This is a genomic window from Macrococcus equipercicus (genome assembly GCF_004359525.2).
Lineage (GTDB): Bacteria > Bacillota > Bacilli > Staphylococcales > Staphylococcaceae > Macrococcus > Macrococcus equipercicus.
The window spans coordinates 1-17,881 of sequence record NZ_SCWC02000004.1 but is presented as its reverse complement, the minus strand read 5'-3'; the positions used below and the strand labels follow the sequence as shown (position 1 = coordinate 17,881).

Genomic DNA, 17,881 nt, shown 5'->3' with positions numbered 1-17,881 from the left:
AATACTATGAGGTGAAGAAATGAAGAAAAAGGCAATATTGCCATTATTGTTCGGTGTTATGATTTTTCTGGCCGGGTGTGACTACTCTAAGGAATCCAACCGAAACGGCTTTTTCTATGATACATTTGTACGTCCGCTTGACCATCTAATTCACTGGTTAGGTGCTAATATGGGCCATAACTACGGCCTTGCGATTATCGCGATTACATTGATTGTCCGTCTGGCATTGTTCCCGTTCATGATGAAAACATACAAAAACCAGAGCGTCATGAAAGAGAAGATGAACTTGATTCAGCCGCAGCTGAAAGCAATCCAGGAAAGAGTGAAACACGCGCGCACGCAGGAAGAGAAGATGGCAGCTAACCAGGAGATGATGGCGTTATACAAAGAAAACAACATCAATCCATTGAACATGGGCTGTCTGCCGCTGCTTATTCAGCTGCCGATCGTTACAGGGTTGTTCTATGTGCTGAAATATCCGTCAACAGGCGGGATTACTGAATATCCGAACTTCTTATGGTTCCATCTGACAAAACCAGATATTATCATGACGATTATTGCGGGTCTTGTCTATGCGCTGCAGGCTTATGTTTCTATGCAGAACATTCCTGATGAGCAGAAAGCACAGATGCGTATGATGATGTTCATCTCACCAATCATGATTGTGTGGATGTCATTTATCTCACCAGCTGCCCTGCCGTTATACTGGGCAGTCGGTGGATTGTTCCTTGTCTTCCAGACATGGCTTGGCAACAAATTCTACAAGAAGAAAGTTCATGAAGATATGAAGCCGTTAGTAGAGGCACATGCACAGAATCAGGCGGCCGCTGCTAAAAACACGACAGTTGCACCGAAGAAAAAGAAAAGAAAATAATAGTGATTACTTAACGGATGCCCGCGGGCATCCGTTTTTTTCATATAAAACTAAGGACTTATAACTATTTCAGCAAGTTCCACTTTCTGGCAGTGCTTAGTGTTGTCGCAACAGGTGTTAAGCTGGATCCCGAAAATCCGCTGGCATCAGCCTTCCAGTTCGCGCTCGGCGATATCGGCCCGAAAATCTTCGGCCTTGTTCTGCTGGCAGCCGCACTGACATCTGTTATTGGTGCAGCATACACGAGTGCTTCATTCCTGAGAAGCTTCCATCCTTTCTTTGAGAAGTACAATAACATTGTCATCATCGTCTTTATTGTCTTTTCTACTCTCGTCTTCGTCTTAATCGGTAAACCGGTCAAACTATTGATTTTAGCAGGCGCATTCAACGGTCTGATTTTACCGGTCACATTGACGGCGATTTTGATCGCTTCACAGAAGAAATCAATCGTCGGCGATTATAAACACCCGAAGTGGATGCTCGTCTTCGGCATATTTGCAGTTATCGTCACTATCTTTGCAGGTTACATGTCACTGCAGGGGTTAGGACAGCTGTGGAATTCATAATTAAAAAACGGAAATCCTGTCATAGGATTTCCGTTTTTGTTTGCGTTATTTTAATGCCATTCCTGCTTGAAGCGGTCGACAAACGCCTCCATGTATGCCGTCCGCTCTTCGGCAAGCTGCCGGCCTCTAGTAGTGTTCATCAGCTCTTTCAATGTGAAGAGCTTCTCGTAGAAGTGATTGATGGCAGTCGACTGCGCCCGGTAATCTGCTGTCGCTAAATCTCTCGGCGCGCGGTCAGGGTCATACATCACATCGCCGAATGCACCAGCATACATGAATGTCCGGGCGATGCCGATCGCGCCGAGCGCATCGAGCCGGTCGGCGTCCTGAACTACTTTTCCTTCCAAGGAACGGAGTTTACCGGCGTTTTTGCCGCCTTTAAAGCTGATATATTGTAAAATATGGGTAATCGCTGCCCGCTTGTCAGCAGCGAGCTGGACGCTGTCAAAGAACTGCTCCAGCTGCTGCCATGCACGTGCTGGTTCTACAAGCTTATCGTCGACCGTGTCATGAAGCAGCGCTGCCATCTCGACGATGAACAAGTCTGCCTGCTCTTCCCGGCCGATGAGCAGTGCCATTTTTCTGACCCGCTCAATATGGCTGTAATCGTGACCTGATGAATCCCCAGAGTGTACATTCATTACAAATAATTCTGCCGCTGTTATGATAGGTTGCATTGCGTTAGTTTTTCCTTTCCGCTTCAGTTTACTTTATAAGTTTAACGTAGTATAATGTGTTTACTTTAAATATCTGAATATTAAAACAATTAGGAGTGATAATCATGGAAACTACTTATACTTACAAACTGACACATCCGCAAAAGATGGCAGCTTTCGGTTTTCTGGCACTTCACACTGTATTCTTCTTGAGTATTGCCTGTGATTTCATGTTTTTTCATATTTAAAGAATCGGTGATATCAGGCGTGCGACTGCTTCTTTTATTTTTATCCATGGTGTGCGCTGGCTGTAGATTTCTTCAGTCAGCTCACTTGATACTTTTATATCTTCCTCAAATGTCTTTCTGACTTTCACCGCAAGCTCACGGTCATAGATGAAGGCATTGACCTCGAAGTTCAAATCAAAGCTTCTTACATCCATGTTTGCTGTTCCCACACTTGCAATTTCATCATCTATCACAATAGTTTTGGCATGAAGGAACCCGTTCTCGTAAATGAATACTTTCGCTCCTGTTTTCAGCAGTTCACCGACATTCGAATAAGTCGCCCAGTAGACGAATGGATGATCCGGCTTATTAGGAATCATTACATTGACGGCAACTCCTGATAACGCAGCTACTTTCAGTGAATCGAGAAACGACGTATCCGGGATGAAGTAAGGCGTTTGTATGTAGATGGATTTCTTGGCATCACCGATCATCTTCAAGTAACCGTATTTAATCTGCTGCCACTGGTCATCTGGTCCACTTGAGGCAATCTGGATGCCGACACCGCCGCCGCTCTGCACGTCAGGGAAGTACTGTGGTTCGTGTATCATCCGATGACGGTTGGACTGCGAGTTCCAGTCGAGCATGAATCTCAGCTGCAGCGCATTGACCGCATCGCCCTCCAGACGAAGATGTGTGTCACGCCAGTAGCCGAAGCGTTTGTTCAGTCCCAAATATTCATCGCCGACGTTGAACCCGCCGACGTAGCCGATACGGCCGTCGATAACGACGATTTTCCTATGGTTCCGGTTATTCAGGCGGAAGTTGATGAGCGGCAGTATGGACGGGAAGAACGCTTCGACATGACCGCCGAGCTTTTTAAAGTCTTTGAACTTTGATAACGTCAGCGTTCTCGAACCCATATCATCATAGAGCATTCTGACTTCGATGCCTTCTTCAAGCTTCTGCTCGAGGGCGTCGATGATCTCTTTGCCGATACCGTCTTTTTTGAAAATGTAATACTGAATATGAATATGATCGGTCGCATTCAATATATCGGCAATCAGCCGGTCGAATTTTTTGCGGCCGTCCGTGAACACTTCGACTTTGTTGTCAGTCGTTAAAAATGCCGGCTGGTTCATCAGCATCATGCGGATCATGTCTTTATGTTTATTGATTTCCGCCGTCGGTTCACGCAGCAAATTGTTGTCGAGCGCCACGAGCTGTTCATTAATGACTGTCTCAAGACCAATCTTATCTTCTTCGTCCAGCCTGAACAATGTCTGGCGCTGAATCTGCCGGCCGAACAGCAAGTACAGTATAAACCCTAAAATCGGCAGGAAGAACAGGACGAGCAGCCAGGCCCATGTAGAGGCGGCGGCTCTCCGCTCCAGAAAGATGAGAATGAAGGCCAGGAATATATTGAAGATAAAGGCGATAAACAGCAGCGTAGAGAAAATCTGAGGGAGTTCCCTCGAAAGAAAATCAAGCATAGTCACGGCCTCCTTTTGATTACTGTTTATTATACATGACATCCGATATTTATGACTGTTTGAGCATGAAGTTCAGGCGATTTACATGATGCATATAAATTTTTCGAAAACTTTACACAAATAGGTCCATGGCCCTATGGATAATGCTGAATAATTTGGGTAGAATATAATTATTAAAGAGACAGGAGAGATTGTTATGCCGAATACACAGGACAAAATGAAGAACGTTGTGAATCTCTTATCCACGCTCGGTGTCAATATTTCTAAAACAAAATCGCGCCTTGAAGTGATGCGGACGCTGCCGCACGTCGCACCTGCTAAACTGAAATAACATTTATTAAACATAATAATCAATAAAAGACCGATGACATGTCATCGGTCTTTTATTGATTGGTTTGAATGATGATAGAAGATGCTGAGGGCGATGCCGATGCCGCACATCTGAGCCCAGAGCGCGCTGCCGCCGTAACTGATGAAGGGCAGTGGAATGCCGGTGATCGGAACAAGCTGGATCGTCATACCAATGTTCTGGAAGACGTGGAAGACAAGCATACTCAGGAAGCCGATCAGAAATAGTGCACTGAAAGGATGATCCGCATGCTGGGCAAGTCTGATCAAGTGAATGAACAGTGCAAGAAACAGGACGAGTACGATGATCGCACCGATAAACCCGAATTCTTCACCGATGACAGAGAAAATGAAGTCCGTATGATTTTCAGGAATATAGACTTCGCCGTTTTTAAATCCTTTGCCGAACAAGCCGCCGGAACCGATAGCCTTCATGGATTCTACTAAGTGGAAGCCGTCACCTTCGCTGTAAGCGCCGGGGTCAAGCCATGAGTTGATCCGGCCGAGCTGATAAGTCTGAATGCCGAGTACTTTTTCAATCCATGACGGCCGGTAAATAATGCCGAGTATCAATGTTGTGCCGATAGCCGCGACTCCGATGAGGAACGGTGCAAGAATGCGCCAGCTGACGCCTGACACGATGACTGTACCGAGAATGATGGAGAGCAGCACGAGCGTCGTTCCTAAGTCATTCTGCAGCAGGATCAGTCCCATCGGCAGCAGCGCCGTGATGAATATTTTAACGAGCAGCATAACATCTGTCTGCAGCGTCTTGTTGAATGTGAAGCGGTTATGCCGGTAAATGACATTCGCAAGTGCCAGCATCAAAGTGATTTTCATGAACTCTGACGGCTGCAGACTGATTGGACCGAGCCTGTACCAGCTCTTCGCACCATTGATGATCGGTGTGAAGGAGGAGTCGGGCAGCACATAAAGTCCAAGCAGTGCGAAGTTCACAAGGAAATAAACCGGCCAGACGAATTTCCGCAATGTTTTTGGACTGATGAACATGAGCGTGAGTGCGATAATGAAGCCGAGCGCATAATACAGCACTTGACGTTTGGCAAAATTTGTCTCGTATTGCTGACCTGCCATAGCAGATGTGATGATTGTCAGGCTGACCGCTGCGAACAGCATCAGCAGAACAATCAGCCACCAGTCTACTTTGTCGAGCCGGAAATGTTTGCGTGATAAGACCATGAATAGCTCCTTACTGTAGATAATAGTTATATTATACCTTATGAGACCTGAAGTTTAAAATGCAGTTGTGATAAAATAATGCAACACAGGTTTTATCGTGATAGTATTACTATATTAACATGTTGGAGGAAGATTATGACTAAAGAAAATATTTGTATCGTTTATGGCGGCAAAAGCGCCGAACATGATGTTTCTATATTAACAGCGCAATCAGTGATCAACGCGATGGATAAAGAAAAATATGCAATCGATATCATTTATATCACTAACGATGGCGAGTGGATCAAAGGTCAGCCGATCAGCGGGCCGATAGAAGATGCTGAAGTGCTCCGTCTGACGAAGAGCGATGATGCACCTATTACGCATTTACTGCGGCAGGCAGTGAACGGCGGCACTTATGATACCATCTTCCCGCTGCTGCATGGGCCGAACGGTGAAGACGGAACGATTCAAGGATTGTTCGAAGTGCTGGACTTACCTTATGTCGGTAACGGTGTGCTATCCGCATCAAGTTCAATGGATAAGCTTGTCATGAAACAGCTGTTTGCCAACCGTGGACTGCCGCAGCTGCCTTATGTCAGCTTTCTCCGCAGTGAATTTGAAAAATACCGCAGTAATATTATCGAGCTGGTCAATACGAAACTTCAGTACCCGGTATTTGTTAAGCCGGCAAACCTCGGTTCATCGGTCGGCATCTCCAAATGTACTAATAAAGAAGAGCTCATCAGAGGAATTGAAGAAGCGCTGCAGTTTGACCGCAAATTAGTGGTGGAACAAGGAATTGAAGCCCGGGAGATAGAAGTAGCGGTACTTGGCAACGACAATCCGGAAACAACATTGCCGGGTGAAGTCGTTAAAGACGTCAGCTTCTATGATTACAAAGCGAAGTATAAAGACGGCAACGTGAAGCTTCAGATTCCTGCTGATATTCCGTCAGAAGTCGCAGAGACACTCCGCAATATGGCAGTAGAAGCATTCAAGGCGACGGACTGTTCAGGTCTTGTACGGGCGGACTTCTTTGTGACTGAAGATCATACAATCTATATTAATGAGACGAATGCGATGCCGGGCTTCACGAAGTTCAGCATGTACCCGCTGCTCTGGCAGAACATGGGTGTATCTTACAGTGAACTCATCACACGTCTGATTGAACTGTCAAAAGAGCGCTACGCTGACAAGAAAAAAATAAAGTATAAAATGGACTGATTGACATGATAAAACGCACATTACAGGAAATCGCACAGATGGCCGGCGGAACAGTCAGTGACGCCTATAAAACGACCGAAGTGGCAGGAGTCGCCATCGATTCCCGGAAAATCACTGAAGGTGTTCTGTTCATCCCTTTTAAAGGAGAGCAGACGGATGGTCATCGCTTTGTTAGTCAGGCGATAGCGGACGGTGCTGCCGCAAGCTTCTGGCAGGAGGATGTGCCGGGTGCTCCGGCGGACTTACCGCTCGTGATGGTGGACGACTGTCTACAAGCATTGCAGCGCTTAAGCAGAGCCTATCTTAAAGAAGTGAAGCCGAAAGTCATCGGGATTACCGGCTCTAACGGCAAGACAACGACAAAAGATATAGTTAGTGCAGTGCTGTCACCTGTCTTCAAAGTCAAGAAAACACTCGGTAACTATAATAATGAAATCGGGCTGCCGCTGACAATCTGCCAGCTGGATGACGACACTGAAATCTCCATACTTGAGATGGGGATGTCAGGTTTCGGGGAAATCTCACTGCTGTCGACACTTGCTGAACCGGATGTCGCAGTCATCACGAATATCGGGGAGAGCCATATGCGTGACCTGGGTTCACGAGCAGGCATTGCCAGGGCGAAGTTTGAAATTACCGACGGCCTCAGCGGACTATTCATCTATGACGGCGATGAGCCGCTGCTTGCGCCTCTTGCTGAAACGTATAAGGGCGAACGGGCAGCGCTCGGCCTGAATGAAGATAACCCGTACCGCATCACTGATATCCATATGACCGACGGCGCTATTCAGTTCAAAGTGACGCCGTCTGACACCGTATTAACGCTGCCGATGCTCGGCATCCATAACGCCCGGAACGCGGCGATCGCTATTTTGATCGGCAGACGTTTCGGCCTGACAGACGAAGCGATCAATATGCATCTTCAGCAGCTGGAGATGACGGGTATGCGGATGGAACAGCTCGCAGGACCGAACGGCAGTCTGCTGATCAACGATGCTTATAATGCGAGCCCGACGAGCATGAAGGCCGCTATCGATACAGTGAATGGGATGACCGGCGATAAATATATCGTGCTGAGCGATGTACTGGAGCTTGGTCCTGATGAAGAGCAGTATCACCGTGAAGTCGGCAAGTATTTTGACGGCAGGCAAATGACGGTTATTACGACCGGCCGGGCGGCTGAACATATTCATGATGAAGCGAAGAAATTGACGACCGCTTATCATTTTGATGATAAAGGGGCAGTCGCAGAATTTTTACGCCCGCGGCTGACGGCTGATACAGTTGTGCTGTTCAAAGCAAGCCGCGGCATGGCACTGGAAACGATTATCGAAAATATTTCGAACTAATTATGTAAGCGCATACGTCATTGAGCCGTCCACATCAGGGCGGCTTTTATTATAAGGACGACCAGTGAAATGAGAGATGGGTCATTTGCTATTAACCGGCTCAGGTGGTAGTATAGAGAAGTTAACGCGAGAGCATAGTGAAAAATCACACAGATGTTTAGTAACAAGCGACTATAAAGGAGAAAATAATTTTGCAAAAATTTAGAGAATTAGGTATCAGCGAGCCTACAATCAATGCGCTGGAAAAATTAGGGTTTACAGATCCTACCCCTATCCAATTGGATAGTATTCCCCACACAATGGCGGGAAGAGACGTACTTGGTCAAGCACAGACAGGTACTGGTAAAACGGGTGCATTCGGTATTCCGTTGATCGAGAAAGTAAAAAATAATGAGGGCATCCAAAGTTTAATTCTGGCGCCAACTCGTGAACTTGCTGTGCAGGTGGCTGACCAGCTGAAAGCATTCGGCCGCGGCCAAGGCATTCAAGTGACAACTATTTTCGGTGGTATGCCGATTGACCGTCAGATCAGAGAGCTGAAGAAGAAACCTCAAATCGTTGTCGGTACACCAGGACGTGTCATCGACCATTTAAACCGTCGTACTTTAAAGACAGACCAGATCAATACATTGATTCTTGATGAAGCAGATGAAATGATGAACATGGGGTTCATCGATGATATGCGTTTCATCATGGATAAACTACCGAAAGAAAACCGTCAGACATTACTCTTCTCAGCGACAATGCCTAAAGCGATCCAGGAACTTGTTCAGAAGTTCATGAATGATCCTATCGTTGTTAAGACGATGACAAACGTCGACTCTAATCCGGATATCGATGAATATTACACAATCGTCAAAGAACTTGAGAAGTTCGATACATTCACAAGCTTCCTCGATGTTCACAGCCCTGAACTTGCAATCGTCTTCGGCCGTACAAAACGCCGTGTTGACGAACTGACAAGCGCGTTAATTTCTAAAGGCTACCGTGCAGAAGGTCTTCACGGTGACATCACTCAGGCGAAACGTCTTGAAGTACTGAAAAAATTCAAGAACGATGCGATCGACATCCTCGTTGCAACAGACGTTGCTGCACGTGGATTAGATATCTCGGGCGTATCTCACGTCTATAACTTCGATATCCCGCAGGACGTTGAAAGTTACACGCACCGTATCGGTCGTACAGGCCGTGCCGGTAAACATGGTATGGCGATTTCATTCGTCAACCCGATCGAAATGGATTATATCCGTCAGATCGAAAAAGAGAAGAACCGCACGATGAAAGCCCTGCGTCCACCAACACCAGGCGAAGTGATGAAAGCCCGCGAAAGCGAAGTGAAGAAGAAAGTTGCTGAATGGGTGGCGAAACCTTCTGAAGAACGCGTTGAATCTATCGCAGCTAATCTGCTTGAAGAATATGGTGACGTGAAATTAGTCACTGCTCTGCTGCAGGAGCTGATTCAGTCAAACAGCGAAGTCGATGTTCAATTGACATTCGAAAAACCACTTGGCCGTAAAGGCGGTAAATCATCTTACGGACGTCGCGGCGGCAGCGCAGGCGGCAGCCGTAACTTCAAACCGGGTCAGAAACGTCGTGACAGCAAAGACGGTCGTCGTAAACCACATGACCGCAGTGCTGGCGCAAGCAAACCAAAAACATTCAAAGGCCGTACATTTGCGGACCATAAAAAATAGTAAGCCTGAAAAGTTAAATTCCGTTAGTGGAGTTTAACTTTTTTATTTTTTACTGTAGTCTATGGAGGAATAGGGGGCTTCTGCTTTAGTGATGAAGCAATCTTGATGGTATGATATGTAGAAGCACTACAAACGATTAAAGGCGTATGACTGAGAGGAGGAGATGACCATCATTGCAGGAATCGGTACAGATGTTATAGAAATAGAACGTATTGCAGCACTGATGAGCGAAAAATTTATTAAGCGTATTTTGCACCCGGCGGAGATTGAACTGCTGGCTGATATGTCACATGATGCCCGCAGAATCAGTTTCACGGCCGGCCGGTTCGCCGTCAAGGAAGCTTATTCAAAGGCTTACGGTACAGGTATCGGCAGTAAATTCCGCTTTAATGATATATGCTGTCTGAATGATGCAAAAGGCAAACCTTACATCCATGACAGTCAGTACAACGTCCATGTCAGTATCGCGCATTCCACTACGGTCGCCACTGCTTTTGTTGTGCTGGAAGATAAGTAACACACAGCAGCAGATGAACAAATTTTCTGCCTTACTTTTATCAATAGACACATCATTTATGTTAAAATCTACGTAATTCCATTTGAGGTGAAGAAATGACCACAAAATATTATCGTCCCAGTTATATCAATGTTGACTTAGACGCCATCAGCCACAATTTCAACGCTGTGCAGCGGCTGCATCCTCACAAGACGGTGATCGCTGTTGTCAAAGCTAATGCCTATGGACTCGGCGCGGTGCAGGTTGCAGGGCATCTGATGGATAACGGTGCAGAATTTTTCGCAGTAGCGACACTGGACGAAGCGATAGAGCTGAGAATGCACGGCATTAAAGCGAAGCTGCTTATTCTCGGTATCATCGAGCCGGAAGATATCAACAAGGCCCTGCGTCATCGTGTGGCGCTGACAGTGCCCGGCATAGACTGGCTGAATGAGGCACTGTCCTATCTTAAAGAAGATAGCGATAAATCGCTCTGGCTGCATGTCAAAGTTGACACCGGCATGAACCGGATCGGCATACGGGATGTGGAGGAGTATCGTGCAGTCACTGAAGTGGTCAGACAGCACCCGGGACTTGTCTTTGAAGGTGTATTTACACATTTCAGTTCTGCTGACGTAGATAACAGCTTGACCGCTGAAGCTTATGACCGCTTTCTTGCCGTCATCAGTGAAGACCGGCCTGAGTTCATCCACTGCCAGAACTCTGCAGCGGCGCTCCGCTATGATATGTCGGAATGCACAGCACTGCGGTTCGGCATCAGTATGTACGGCTATTATCCGTCCCCGTTTATTCAGGAACAGGCGCCGCTTAAACTGAAGCCTGCGATGCAGCTTGTCAGCACGGTCAACTTCGTCAAAGAACTGGCAGCTGGTGACAGCGTCAGCTACGGCGCAGTGTACACGGCAGCAGCTGATGCAAAGGTCGCGACACTGCCGCTGGGTTATGCTGACGGTTTTCTGCGCAGTATGGAAGGCTATGCGGTTAACATTAACGGCGCTGACTGCAGAATCGTCGGCCGTATTTGTATGGATCAGCTGATGGTCGTTGTTGATGACAGTGTCCGTGTCGGCGACAAAGTGATACTGATCCATAACAAACGTAAGTCAGGTCAGTCGCTTGAGCAGGCGGCGGAACAGCAGCAGTCCATCAACTATGAAGTGCTGTGCAATTTAAGCAGACGGCTGCCGAGAATTTACCATACAAGCGGCGAGCAGACAGTTTATAATGAATTACTGAAATAAAGATAGTCTTTATTATATGCATTTGGTATGATTATCTTAATTCGTTGTTTGAATGGGGGAAGCTCATGAAGAAGTTTGAACAATTACTTGCTGAAGGATATCAATCAATGGCAGAACTGAACTTGATGATTTCTTACGAGCAATTTGAACTCGAGTGCGAGGCAAGCGAACAGAGTGATCGCTTCTTTGCATCTGAAGATGGTGAATAAATGAAACGCGGGGATGTTTATTTAGCGGATTTATCTCCTGTGAAAGGTTCTGAACAAGGTGGCAAAAGACCGGTTGTCATCATTCAGAATGATGTGGGAAATAAGTTCAGTCCGACAGTGATTGTAGCGGCTATAACCGCCAAAATTAATAAAGCGCGCATTCCGACACATGTAGAAATCGGACGGACTAATCATCAGCTGGATAAGGATTCAGTGATTCTGCTGGAGCAGATCAGAACGATTGATAAAAACAGATTGATAGATAAGCTGACTGTATTATCTCCTGACAAAATGGATGAGGTCGATGAGGCGCTTGAAATCAGTCTTGGCCTGAGTGGCCGGTCTCAGGAATAATATTGTCCGATGAATGTCTGAGACTTTAGGAGACTAAAGTCTTTTTCATTGGAGAGAGATAGGGGGTATTAAATGAACCATATAGATACACTCGTAGAGAAATACAATATCATTTTTGATAAGTATATCGCATCTAAGAAGGAAGAAGATTTAGATGGTCTGCAGGACTTGAGTTTTGAGGCTATAGAGCACGACATTTCGCCGGAAGAAGTCGTATCACTGCATAAAGATCTGATGCTTGAGAAAGAACTGACGGCGGAAGAAGCGAAGTACTCGATGGATGTGCTGCTCGAAATGATTATGGGTTTCGGCTTCTCCTACCGTGATTATAAAGCACTGGTCCGCAAAATGGAGGCGCACGATAAAGAGATGGATGTCGCGGTCAGTCTGCAGTCAATGATGCTGAAGACGGCGATTCCTAAGCTCGACAGCATAGAAATCGGTGCAATCAGTGTGCCGGCACAGCGGGTGAACGGTGATTACTTCAACTTGATCGACCATAAAGACGGCACGATGAGTTTTGCGGTTGCCGATGTCATCGGTAAAGGTATCCCGGCAGCTCTGGCGATGAGCATGATCAAGTTCGGTATGGATTCCTACGGGCATTCCCAGCTGCCGAGTGACGGCTTGAAACGACTGAACCGGGTCGTTGAAAAGAACGTCAACCAGAATATGTTTGTCACAATGTTCTATGGTCTCTATGAAGAAGTGAACAGTAAGTTTTACTACAGTTCTGCGGGTCATGAACCCGGCTACATTTACAGAGAACAAACGGATTCTTTCCAGGAGTTGAATGCCCGGGGCATTGTCCTCGGAATCAATCCGTCGACTCGTTATGACCAGAAAGAGCATCAGATTGAAATAGGGGATATGATCATCGTCTTTACAGACGGCTTCTCTGAAATCCGCCGGCTCAACGGTGAGTTTGTCAGTACCGAAGAGCTGCTCGAAATCATTAGGGAGTATAAGCATCTGCATCCACAGGATATCGTGCAGGTGGTCTACGAGGAGCTGCTGAAACAGCAGGATCCGAAAAAACGGGATGATTTAACTATCCTTATCATTAAAAAAATTCATTAAGTGTTATATGTTTATACATAAACAAATAGGGTATAACAAACAGATTATTATAAACTGCCATAGCTAATTAGGAGTGTATCAGATGAACTTGAATATTGAAACAGTAGAACATGAGACTCACTATGATATTAAAGTAGCGGGAGAACTGGACGTTTATACAGCTCCGGAACTGCTTGAAGTACTGCAGCCGCTGCGCCAGAAAGGAACGCACGACATCCGCTTGAATATCAGCGAAGTGAGTTACATGGACTCCACTGGTCTCGGACTTTTTGTCGGTACGTTAAAGGAACTGAATAAGCATGGCCATGAACTGTATGTGTTAGGCGCGAACAGCCGAATTGAGCGTCTGTTCGACATTACCGGTCTGAAAGATCTGATGCATGTTAATGAGGGGACGGAGGTTGAGTGATGTCAAACTATGATTATGTAGAAATGCGTTTTCCTGCGTCAGCTGAATATGTAGGACTTGTCCGTCTGACATTATCCGGTATACTAAGCAGAATCGGCGCCTCTTATGATGACATCGAGGATTCTAAGATCGCAGTATCAGAGGCAGTGACTAATGCAGTGAAGCATGCTTATCAAGATGAAGTGAAAGGCGATGTGCTTGTCGGCTATGTCATCTTTGAGGACAAAGTAGAAGTCATCGTCTCAGATTCAGGGCAGAGCTTCGACTACGAGAAGACGAAGGCAGAACTAGGACCTTATAATGAAGACGAGAATGTCGATTTTATCCGCGAAGGCGGCCTCGGCTTATTCCTGATTGAATCGTTAATGGACGAAGTTAATATTAAAAAAGATGCAGGTGTAACAATCAGCATGACGAAGTATATCGCAGGGGAGCAGGTGCAACCTGATGGCGAAAGACTCAACAGCTTATAATGATGTAACACCCGAAGAAATCAATGCGTGGATCAAACTGTATCAGGACACACAGGATGAGATGGCCCAGACGACATTGGTCGAGCACTATCAGAAGCTGGTTGAATCTTTGGCATACCGTTACTCTAAAGGACAGAGCCATCATGAAGACTTAGTTCAAGTGGGAATGGTCGGCTTACTCGGTGCAATCAACCGGTTCGATGTGTCTTTTGAACGTAAGTTTGAAGCTTTCCTTGTGCCGACAGTCATCGGTGAAATCAAGCGCTACTTGCGCGATAAGACGTGGAGCGTCCACGTGCCGAGGCGGATCAAGGAAATCGGCCCAAAAATAAAAAAAGCGACTGACGAGCTGACGAACCAGCTGGGACGTTCTCCTAAAATCTCTGAGATTGCCGGCTTCCTGGAAGTCACAGATGAAGAAGTGCTGGAAGCGATGGAGATGGGGCAGAGCTATAACGCCCTCAGTGTCGATCATTCCATCGAAGCGGATAAAGACGGTTCGACAGTGACGCTTCTTGATGTGATGGGCAAGCAGGAAGACGGCTATGAACTGACTGAGAAGCGGATGATCCTTGAGAAGATTATCCCGATCTTATCTGATAGAGAACGGCAGATTATTCAGTGTACATTCATCGAAGGTCTGAGCCAGAAAGAAACCGGTGAAAAAGTAGGTCTGAGTCAGATGCATGTTTCAAGATTGCAGCGTACAGCAATTAAGAAACTGAGAGATGCCGTACAGAATAGCGAATAATTTTCAGCATGTGCCATAAAGGTACATGCTTTTTTATGTTACACTCGTTATGAATCAAGGAGGTCATTATGGAACAGCATATTATGAAACTTATCATCAATAAACTTCCGTATAAGGAAGAGCAGATCAAGTCAGTGCTCAAGCTGCTTGAGGACAAGAACACAGTACCGTTTATCGCCCGTTACCGCAAGGAAGCGACAGGTGGTCTTGATGAAGTGGAGATCAAGACGATTGAGACGGAATACAGCTACATGGCGGCGCTGCAGAAGCGAAAAGATGAAGTCATCCGTGCGATTGAGTCACAGGGATTATTGACGGCGGAACTGAAGCAGGACATTTTAAGCCAGGTGAAGCTGCAGCGTGTCGAAGATCTGTACCGGCCGTTCAAACAGAAGAAAAAAACGCGCGCGACAGAGGCGAAGCGTAAAAACTTAGGACCATTGGCAGAGCAGCTGTTTGAATTCAATGATATGAATATCGACAAAGTAGCGGCTCAGTTTCTATCTGAAGAAGTTCAGACGACTGATGATGCGATCAGCGGCGCGAAAGATATTATCGCCGAACAAATCGCCGATGAACCGAAATATCGAAGCTATATTCTGAAGTTTGTGCAGGACAATGCACATATTACAGCTTCGAAGAAACGCGGCGCTGAAGATGATAAAGGCATCTTTGAGATGTACTATGCTTATGACGAGCCGGTTAAATCCATCGTGCCTCACCGCATTCTTGCTTTGAACAGAGGAGAAAATGCAGGGGTGCTTAAAGTCTCGTTCGATATAGCGCTTGACAGACTGGCACTATATTTAAGAAATCAAGTAGTCAGACGCCGGACGAATACGCTCCACTTATTTGAGGAGGCCATTACGGACAGCCTGAAGCGGCTCATACTGCCGTCCATTGAGCGCGAAGTGAGAAATGAGCTGACAATGAAAGCCGAGACACAGGCCATCGATATATTCGCTGTGAACTTGAAGAACCTGCTGCTGCAGGCACCGCTGAAAGGGAAGGTCATCCTTGGAGTCGACCCGGCCTATAGAACGGGCTGTAAACTGGCAGTCATTAATGAATACGGCACCTTTGTCGCGAAGTCTGTCATGTATCCGCACCAACCGGTCAATAAAAAGCATGAAGCGGAGCAGATCTTCGTCGATATCATCAAGCGGCATCATGTTGAGCTGATCGCTATCGGTAATGGAACGGCCAGCCGCGAAACAGAGCAGTTCACAGCGGAGATGATTAAGAAGCATAAGCTTGATGTATCATTTATCATCGTCAATGAAGCGGGCGCATCTGTTTACTCTGCAAGCGACCTTGCCCGCCGGGAATTCCCGGACTTTAAAGTTGAGGAGCGGAGCGCTGTCTCCATCGGCAGACGTGTCCAGGATCCATTGAGTGAACTTGTGAAGATCGACCCGAAATCAATCGGTGTCGGCCAGTACCAGCACGATGTGAACCAGAAGGCATTGAGCGAAGCATTGACGTTTGTCGTTGAGACGGCTGTCAACCAGGTCGGTGTGAATGTGAACACCGCATCGTCGCCGTTGCTGCAGTATGTCTCAGGACTGTCGACTACTGTCGCAGAGAACATTATTAAATACCGCGAAGAAGCAGGGCCGATTAAACACAGCAGAGAAATCGCCGGCATCCCGCGTCTCGGCAAAAAGACATTCGAGCAGAGTATCGGCTTCCTGCGCATACTAGACGGCACTGAGCCGCTTGATAGAACAGCGATTCACCCGGAGAGCTACAAAGCGGCTTACCAGCTCCTCAAAGAAATAGGGTCCTCTGTCGATGAACTCGGTACAGCCCCGCTGCAGGCCAAACTGAAGCAGCTGGATAAACAGGCACTCTCTAAGCAGCTGGACATCGGGCTCCCGACACTGGAAGATATCATCGCCGCCTTAATCGCCCCGGGACGTGACCCGCGCGATGCTTATCATGTACCGTTGCTGAAGTCAGACGTCTTGTCACTTGCCGACTTAAAAGCAGGGATGAAACTGTCAGGAACCGTGCGCAATGTTGTCGACTTCGGTGCATTCGTTGATATCGGCGTGAAACAGGACGGTCTTGTCCATATCTCGAAGCTGTCTGACAAATTCGTCAAGCACCCGACTGATGTCGTCAGCGCAGGAGATATTGTTGATGTCTGGGTTGATGGTGTCGACCTCGACAAAGGGAAAGTCGCTTTGACGATGAAGGCACCAGAGTGACAGAGGAAGAACTGCAGCAATTAGTAGAAGCGGTGTCACTTGAATGGTTCGAACGACCGTTTCGTCATACCGCAGTCTTCAATCGCAGGCTGAGGACGACAGGCGGCCGTTATTTCCTGCGTACGCACAATCTGGAATTCAACTACAGACAATACGAAGCCTATGGAATAGAGACGTTAACCGCGATTATTAAGCATGAGCTTTGTCACTATCATCTTCATATAGAAGGGAAAGGTTACAAGCATCGTGATCGTGACTTCAAGGTGCTGAGCAGTCATGTAGGCGCACCGCGATATTGTGAGGCGCTGCCCGAGCATCACTACAGCTATGAATATCACTGCGTTCACTGCGGTCAAGTCTACTTGAGGAAACGCATGATTGATCTCAGTAGATATAGCTGCGGCAAGTGCCGCGGGAAGTTACAGCTGACACGTAAAGTATAATTTTACGTGTCAGCTATTTTTATGTTGACTTAACCGCTGATTCGTCTTATGATTATATTCGTTGTTGAAATAAAGGCCCCTTGGTCAAGCGGTTAAGACACCGCCCTTTCACGGCGGTAACACGGGTTCGAATCCCGTAGGGGTCACTTTAAAAAAAATAAAAAAACTTTATTAAAAGTATTGACTTCATGGCAGATACATAATATAATAAATCTTGTCGCTAAAACAGACAAACGAAGTAAATGCCGGCTACGCGCGGTCGTGGCGGAATGGCAGACGCGCTAGGTTGAGGGCCTAGTGGGAGTTAATCCCGTGGAGGTTCAAGTCCTCTCGGCCGCACTAATTATTTGAATAAGCGGGTGTAGTTTAGTGGTAAAACCTCAGCCTTCCAAGCTGATGTTGTCGGTTCGATTCCGATCACCCGCTCCATATAACTATTAATAATGAACAGTGAACATTGAAAACTGAATGACAATATGTCAACGTTAATTCCAATAATTTGAGTACTTTAGTACTTTCAGAGTGACTGGCTTAAGCAGTCAACGAGCTTTTATCAGACAAACTATTATGGAGAGTTT

19 protein-coding genes, 3 tRNA genes and 1 pseudogene are annotated in these 17,881 nt (G+C 46.5%); 20 read left to right on the top strand and 3 right to left on the bottom strand.

Features of this window, described 5'->3' with window-relative positions; translation table 11 throughout:
- Positions 1-19: 19 nt before the first annotated feature.
- Positions 20-874: a membrane protein insertase YidC gene (gene yidC / locus ERX35_RS06580; RefSeq protein ID WP_149459128.1), complete on the top strand. Its 855-nt coding sequence runs from the start codon at positions 20-22 to the stop codon at positions 872-874.
- An 83-nt stretch (positions 875-957) separates the two neighbouring features.
- A pseudogene (locus ERX35_RS06575) lies at positions 958-1,440 on the top strand (divalent metal cation transporter); the annotation flags it as partial.
- Positions 1,441-1,490: 50 nt separating this feature from the next.
- On the opposite strand, the gene ERX35_RS06570 reads toward ERX35_RS06575, so the two are convergent.
- Positions 1,491-2,081, bottom strand: coding sequence for an HD domain-containing protein (locus ERX35_RS06570; RefSeq protein WP_425463258.1), 591 nt, complete (start codon positions 2,079-2,081; stop codon positions 1,491-1,493).
- Positions 2,082-2,221: 140 nt separating this feature from the next.
- Here ERX35_RS06570 and ERX35_RS11650 point away from each other — a divergent pair, with 140 nt between their 5' ends.
- Positions 2,222-2,344, top strand: coding sequence for a hypothetical protein (locus ERX35_RS11650; protein WP_281290585.1), 123 nt, complete (start codon positions 2,222-2,224; stop codon positions 2,342-2,344).
- On the opposite strand, the gene cls is transcribed toward ERX35_RS11650, so the two are convergent.
- Positions 2,341-3,816 carry a cardiolipin synthase gene (gene cls, locus ERX35_RS06565; RefSeq protein ID WP_149459125.1) on the bottom strand — a complete coding sequence of 492 codons (1,476 nt, stop codon included), beginning with the start codon at positions 3,814-3,816 and terminating at the stop codon, positions 2,341-2,343. The genes ERX35_RS11650 and cls overlap by 4 nt on opposite strands.
- Positions 3,817-4,012: 196 nt before the next feature.
- Here cls and ERX35_RS11645 point away from each other — a divergent pair, with 196 nt between their 5' ends.
- The gene (locus tag ERX35_RS11645; RefSeq protein WP_254249839.1) at positions 4,013-4,147 is read left to right on the top strand and encodes an Lmo0850 family protein; all 135 of its coding nucleotides are present in this window, start codon (positions 4,013-4,015) and stop codon (positions 4,145-4,147) included.
- 41 nt (positions 4,148-4,188) lie between these two features.
- On the opposite strand, the gene ERX35_RS06560 is transcribed toward ERX35_RS11645, so the two are convergent.
- A complete protein-coding gene (locus ERX35_RS06560) occupies positions 4,189-5,364 on the bottom strand; it encodes an FtsW/RodA/SpoVE family cell cycle protein (protein WP_149459124.1) in 1,176 nt (391 codons plus the stop codon).
- 135 nt (positions 5,365-5,499) lie between these two features.
- Here ERX35_RS06560 and ERX35_RS06555 point away from each other — a divergent pair, with 135 nt between their 5' ends.
- From ERX35_RS06555 to ERX35_RS06480, 16 genes are all read left to right on the top strand, one after another.
- A complete protein-coding gene (locus ERX35_RS06555) occupies positions 5,500-6,570 on the top strand; it encodes a D-alanine--D-alanine ligase (protein WP_149459123.1) in 1,071 nt (356 codons plus the stop codon).
- Between the two features lie 5 nt (positions 6,571-6,575).
- The gene (locus ERX35_RS06550; RefSeq protein ID WP_149459122.1) at positions 6,576-7,919 is read left to right on the top strand and encodes a UDP-N-acetylmuramoyl-tripeptide--D-alanyl-D-alanine ligase; all 1,344 of its coding nucleotides are present in this window, start codon (positions 6,576-6,578) and stop codon (positions 7,917-7,919) included.
- Between the two features lie 191 nt (positions 7,920-8,110).
- Positions 8,111-9,613: a degradosome RNA helicase CshA gene (cshA, locus tag ERX35_RS06545; RefSeq protein ID WP_149459121.1), complete on the top strand. Its 1,503-nt coding sequence runs from the start codon at positions 8,111-8,113 to the stop codon at positions 9,611-9,613.
- Between the two features lie 169 nt (positions 9,614-9,782).
- Positions 9,783-10,130 carry a holo-ACP synthase gene (gene acpS / locus ERX35_RS06540; RefSeq protein WP_149459318.1) on the top strand — a complete coding sequence of 116 codons (348 nt, stop codon included), beginning with the start codon at positions 9,783-9,785 and terminating at the stop codon, positions 10,128-10,130.
- 95 nt (positions 10,131-10,225) lie between these two features.
- Positions 10,226-11,371 carry an alanine racemase gene (gene alr / locus ERX35_RS06535; protein WP_149459120.1) on the top strand — a complete coding sequence of 382 codons (1,146 nt, stop codon included), beginning with the start codon at positions 10,226-10,228 and terminating at the stop codon, positions 11,369-11,371.
- Between the two features lie 65 nt (positions 11,372-11,436).
- Entirely contained in the window at positions 11,437-11,580 is a 144-nt protein-coding gene (locus ERX35_RS06530) for an antitoxin MazE (RefSeq protein WP_149459119.1), read from the top strand.
- The gene (locus ERX35_RS06525; RefSeq protein ID WP_149459118.1) at positions 11,581-11,934 is read left to right on the top strand and encodes a type II toxin-antitoxin system PemK/MazF family toxin; all 354 of its coding nucleotides are present in this window, start codon (positions 11,581-11,583) and stop codon (positions 11,932-11,934) included.
- Between the two features lie 81 nt (positions 11,935-12,015).
- Positions 12,016-13,014, top strand: a complete 999-nt coding sequence (locus tag ERX35_RS06520; protein WP_425463260.1) for a SpoIIE family protein phosphatase — start codon at positions 12,016-12,018, stop codon at positions 13,012-13,014.
- 82 nt (positions 13,015-13,096) lie between these two features.
- Positions 13,097-13,423 (top strand): anti-sigma factor antagonist, encoded by a 327-nt coding sequence (locus ERX35_RS06515; RefSeq protein WP_149459116.1) that lies wholly within the window; start codon positions 13,097-13,099, stop codon positions 13,421-13,423.
- Positions 13,420-13,896 carry an anti-sigma B factor RsbW gene (gene rsbW / locus ERX35_RS06510; RefSeq protein WP_149459115.1) on the top strand — a complete coding sequence of 159 codons (477 nt, stop codon included), beginning with the start codon at positions 13,420-13,422 and terminating at the stop codon, positions 13,894-13,896. The genes ERX35_RS06515 and rsbW overlap by 4 nt, the downstream gene beginning before the upstream one ends.
- On the top strand, positions 13,871-14,647 hold the full coding sequence (sigB, locus tag ERX35_RS06505) for an RNA polymerase sigma factor SigB (RefSeq protein ID WP_149459114.1): 777 nt from the start codon (positions 13,871-13,873) through the stop codon (positions 14,645-14,647). Before rsbW ends, sigB begins: the two co-directional genes overlap by 26 nt.
- Positions 14,648-14,715: 68 nt before the next feature.
- Positions 14,716-16,860, top strand: a complete 2,145-nt coding sequence (locus ERX35_RS06500; protein ID WP_149459113.1) for a Tex family protein — start codon at positions 14,716-14,718, stop codon at positions 16,858-16,860.
- Entirely contained in the window at positions 16,857-17,303 is a 447-nt protein-coding gene (locus tag ERX35_RS06495; RefSeq protein WP_149459112.1) for a SprT family protein, read from the top strand. The genes ERX35_RS06500 and ERX35_RS06495 overlap by 4 nt, the downstream gene beginning before the upstream one ends.
- A gap of 74 nt (positions 17,304-17,377) precedes the next feature.
- Positions 17,378-17,449, top strand: a tRNA-Glu gene (locus ERX35_RS06490).
- Between the two features lie 109 nt (positions 17,450-17,558).
- Positions 17,559-17,642 (top strand) — tRNA-Leu (locus ERX35_RS06485).
- 16 nt (positions 17,643-17,658) lie between these two features.
- Positions 17,659-17,732, top strand: a tRNA-Gly gene (locus ERX35_RS06480).
- Positions 17,733-17,881: the final 149 nt, after the last annotated feature.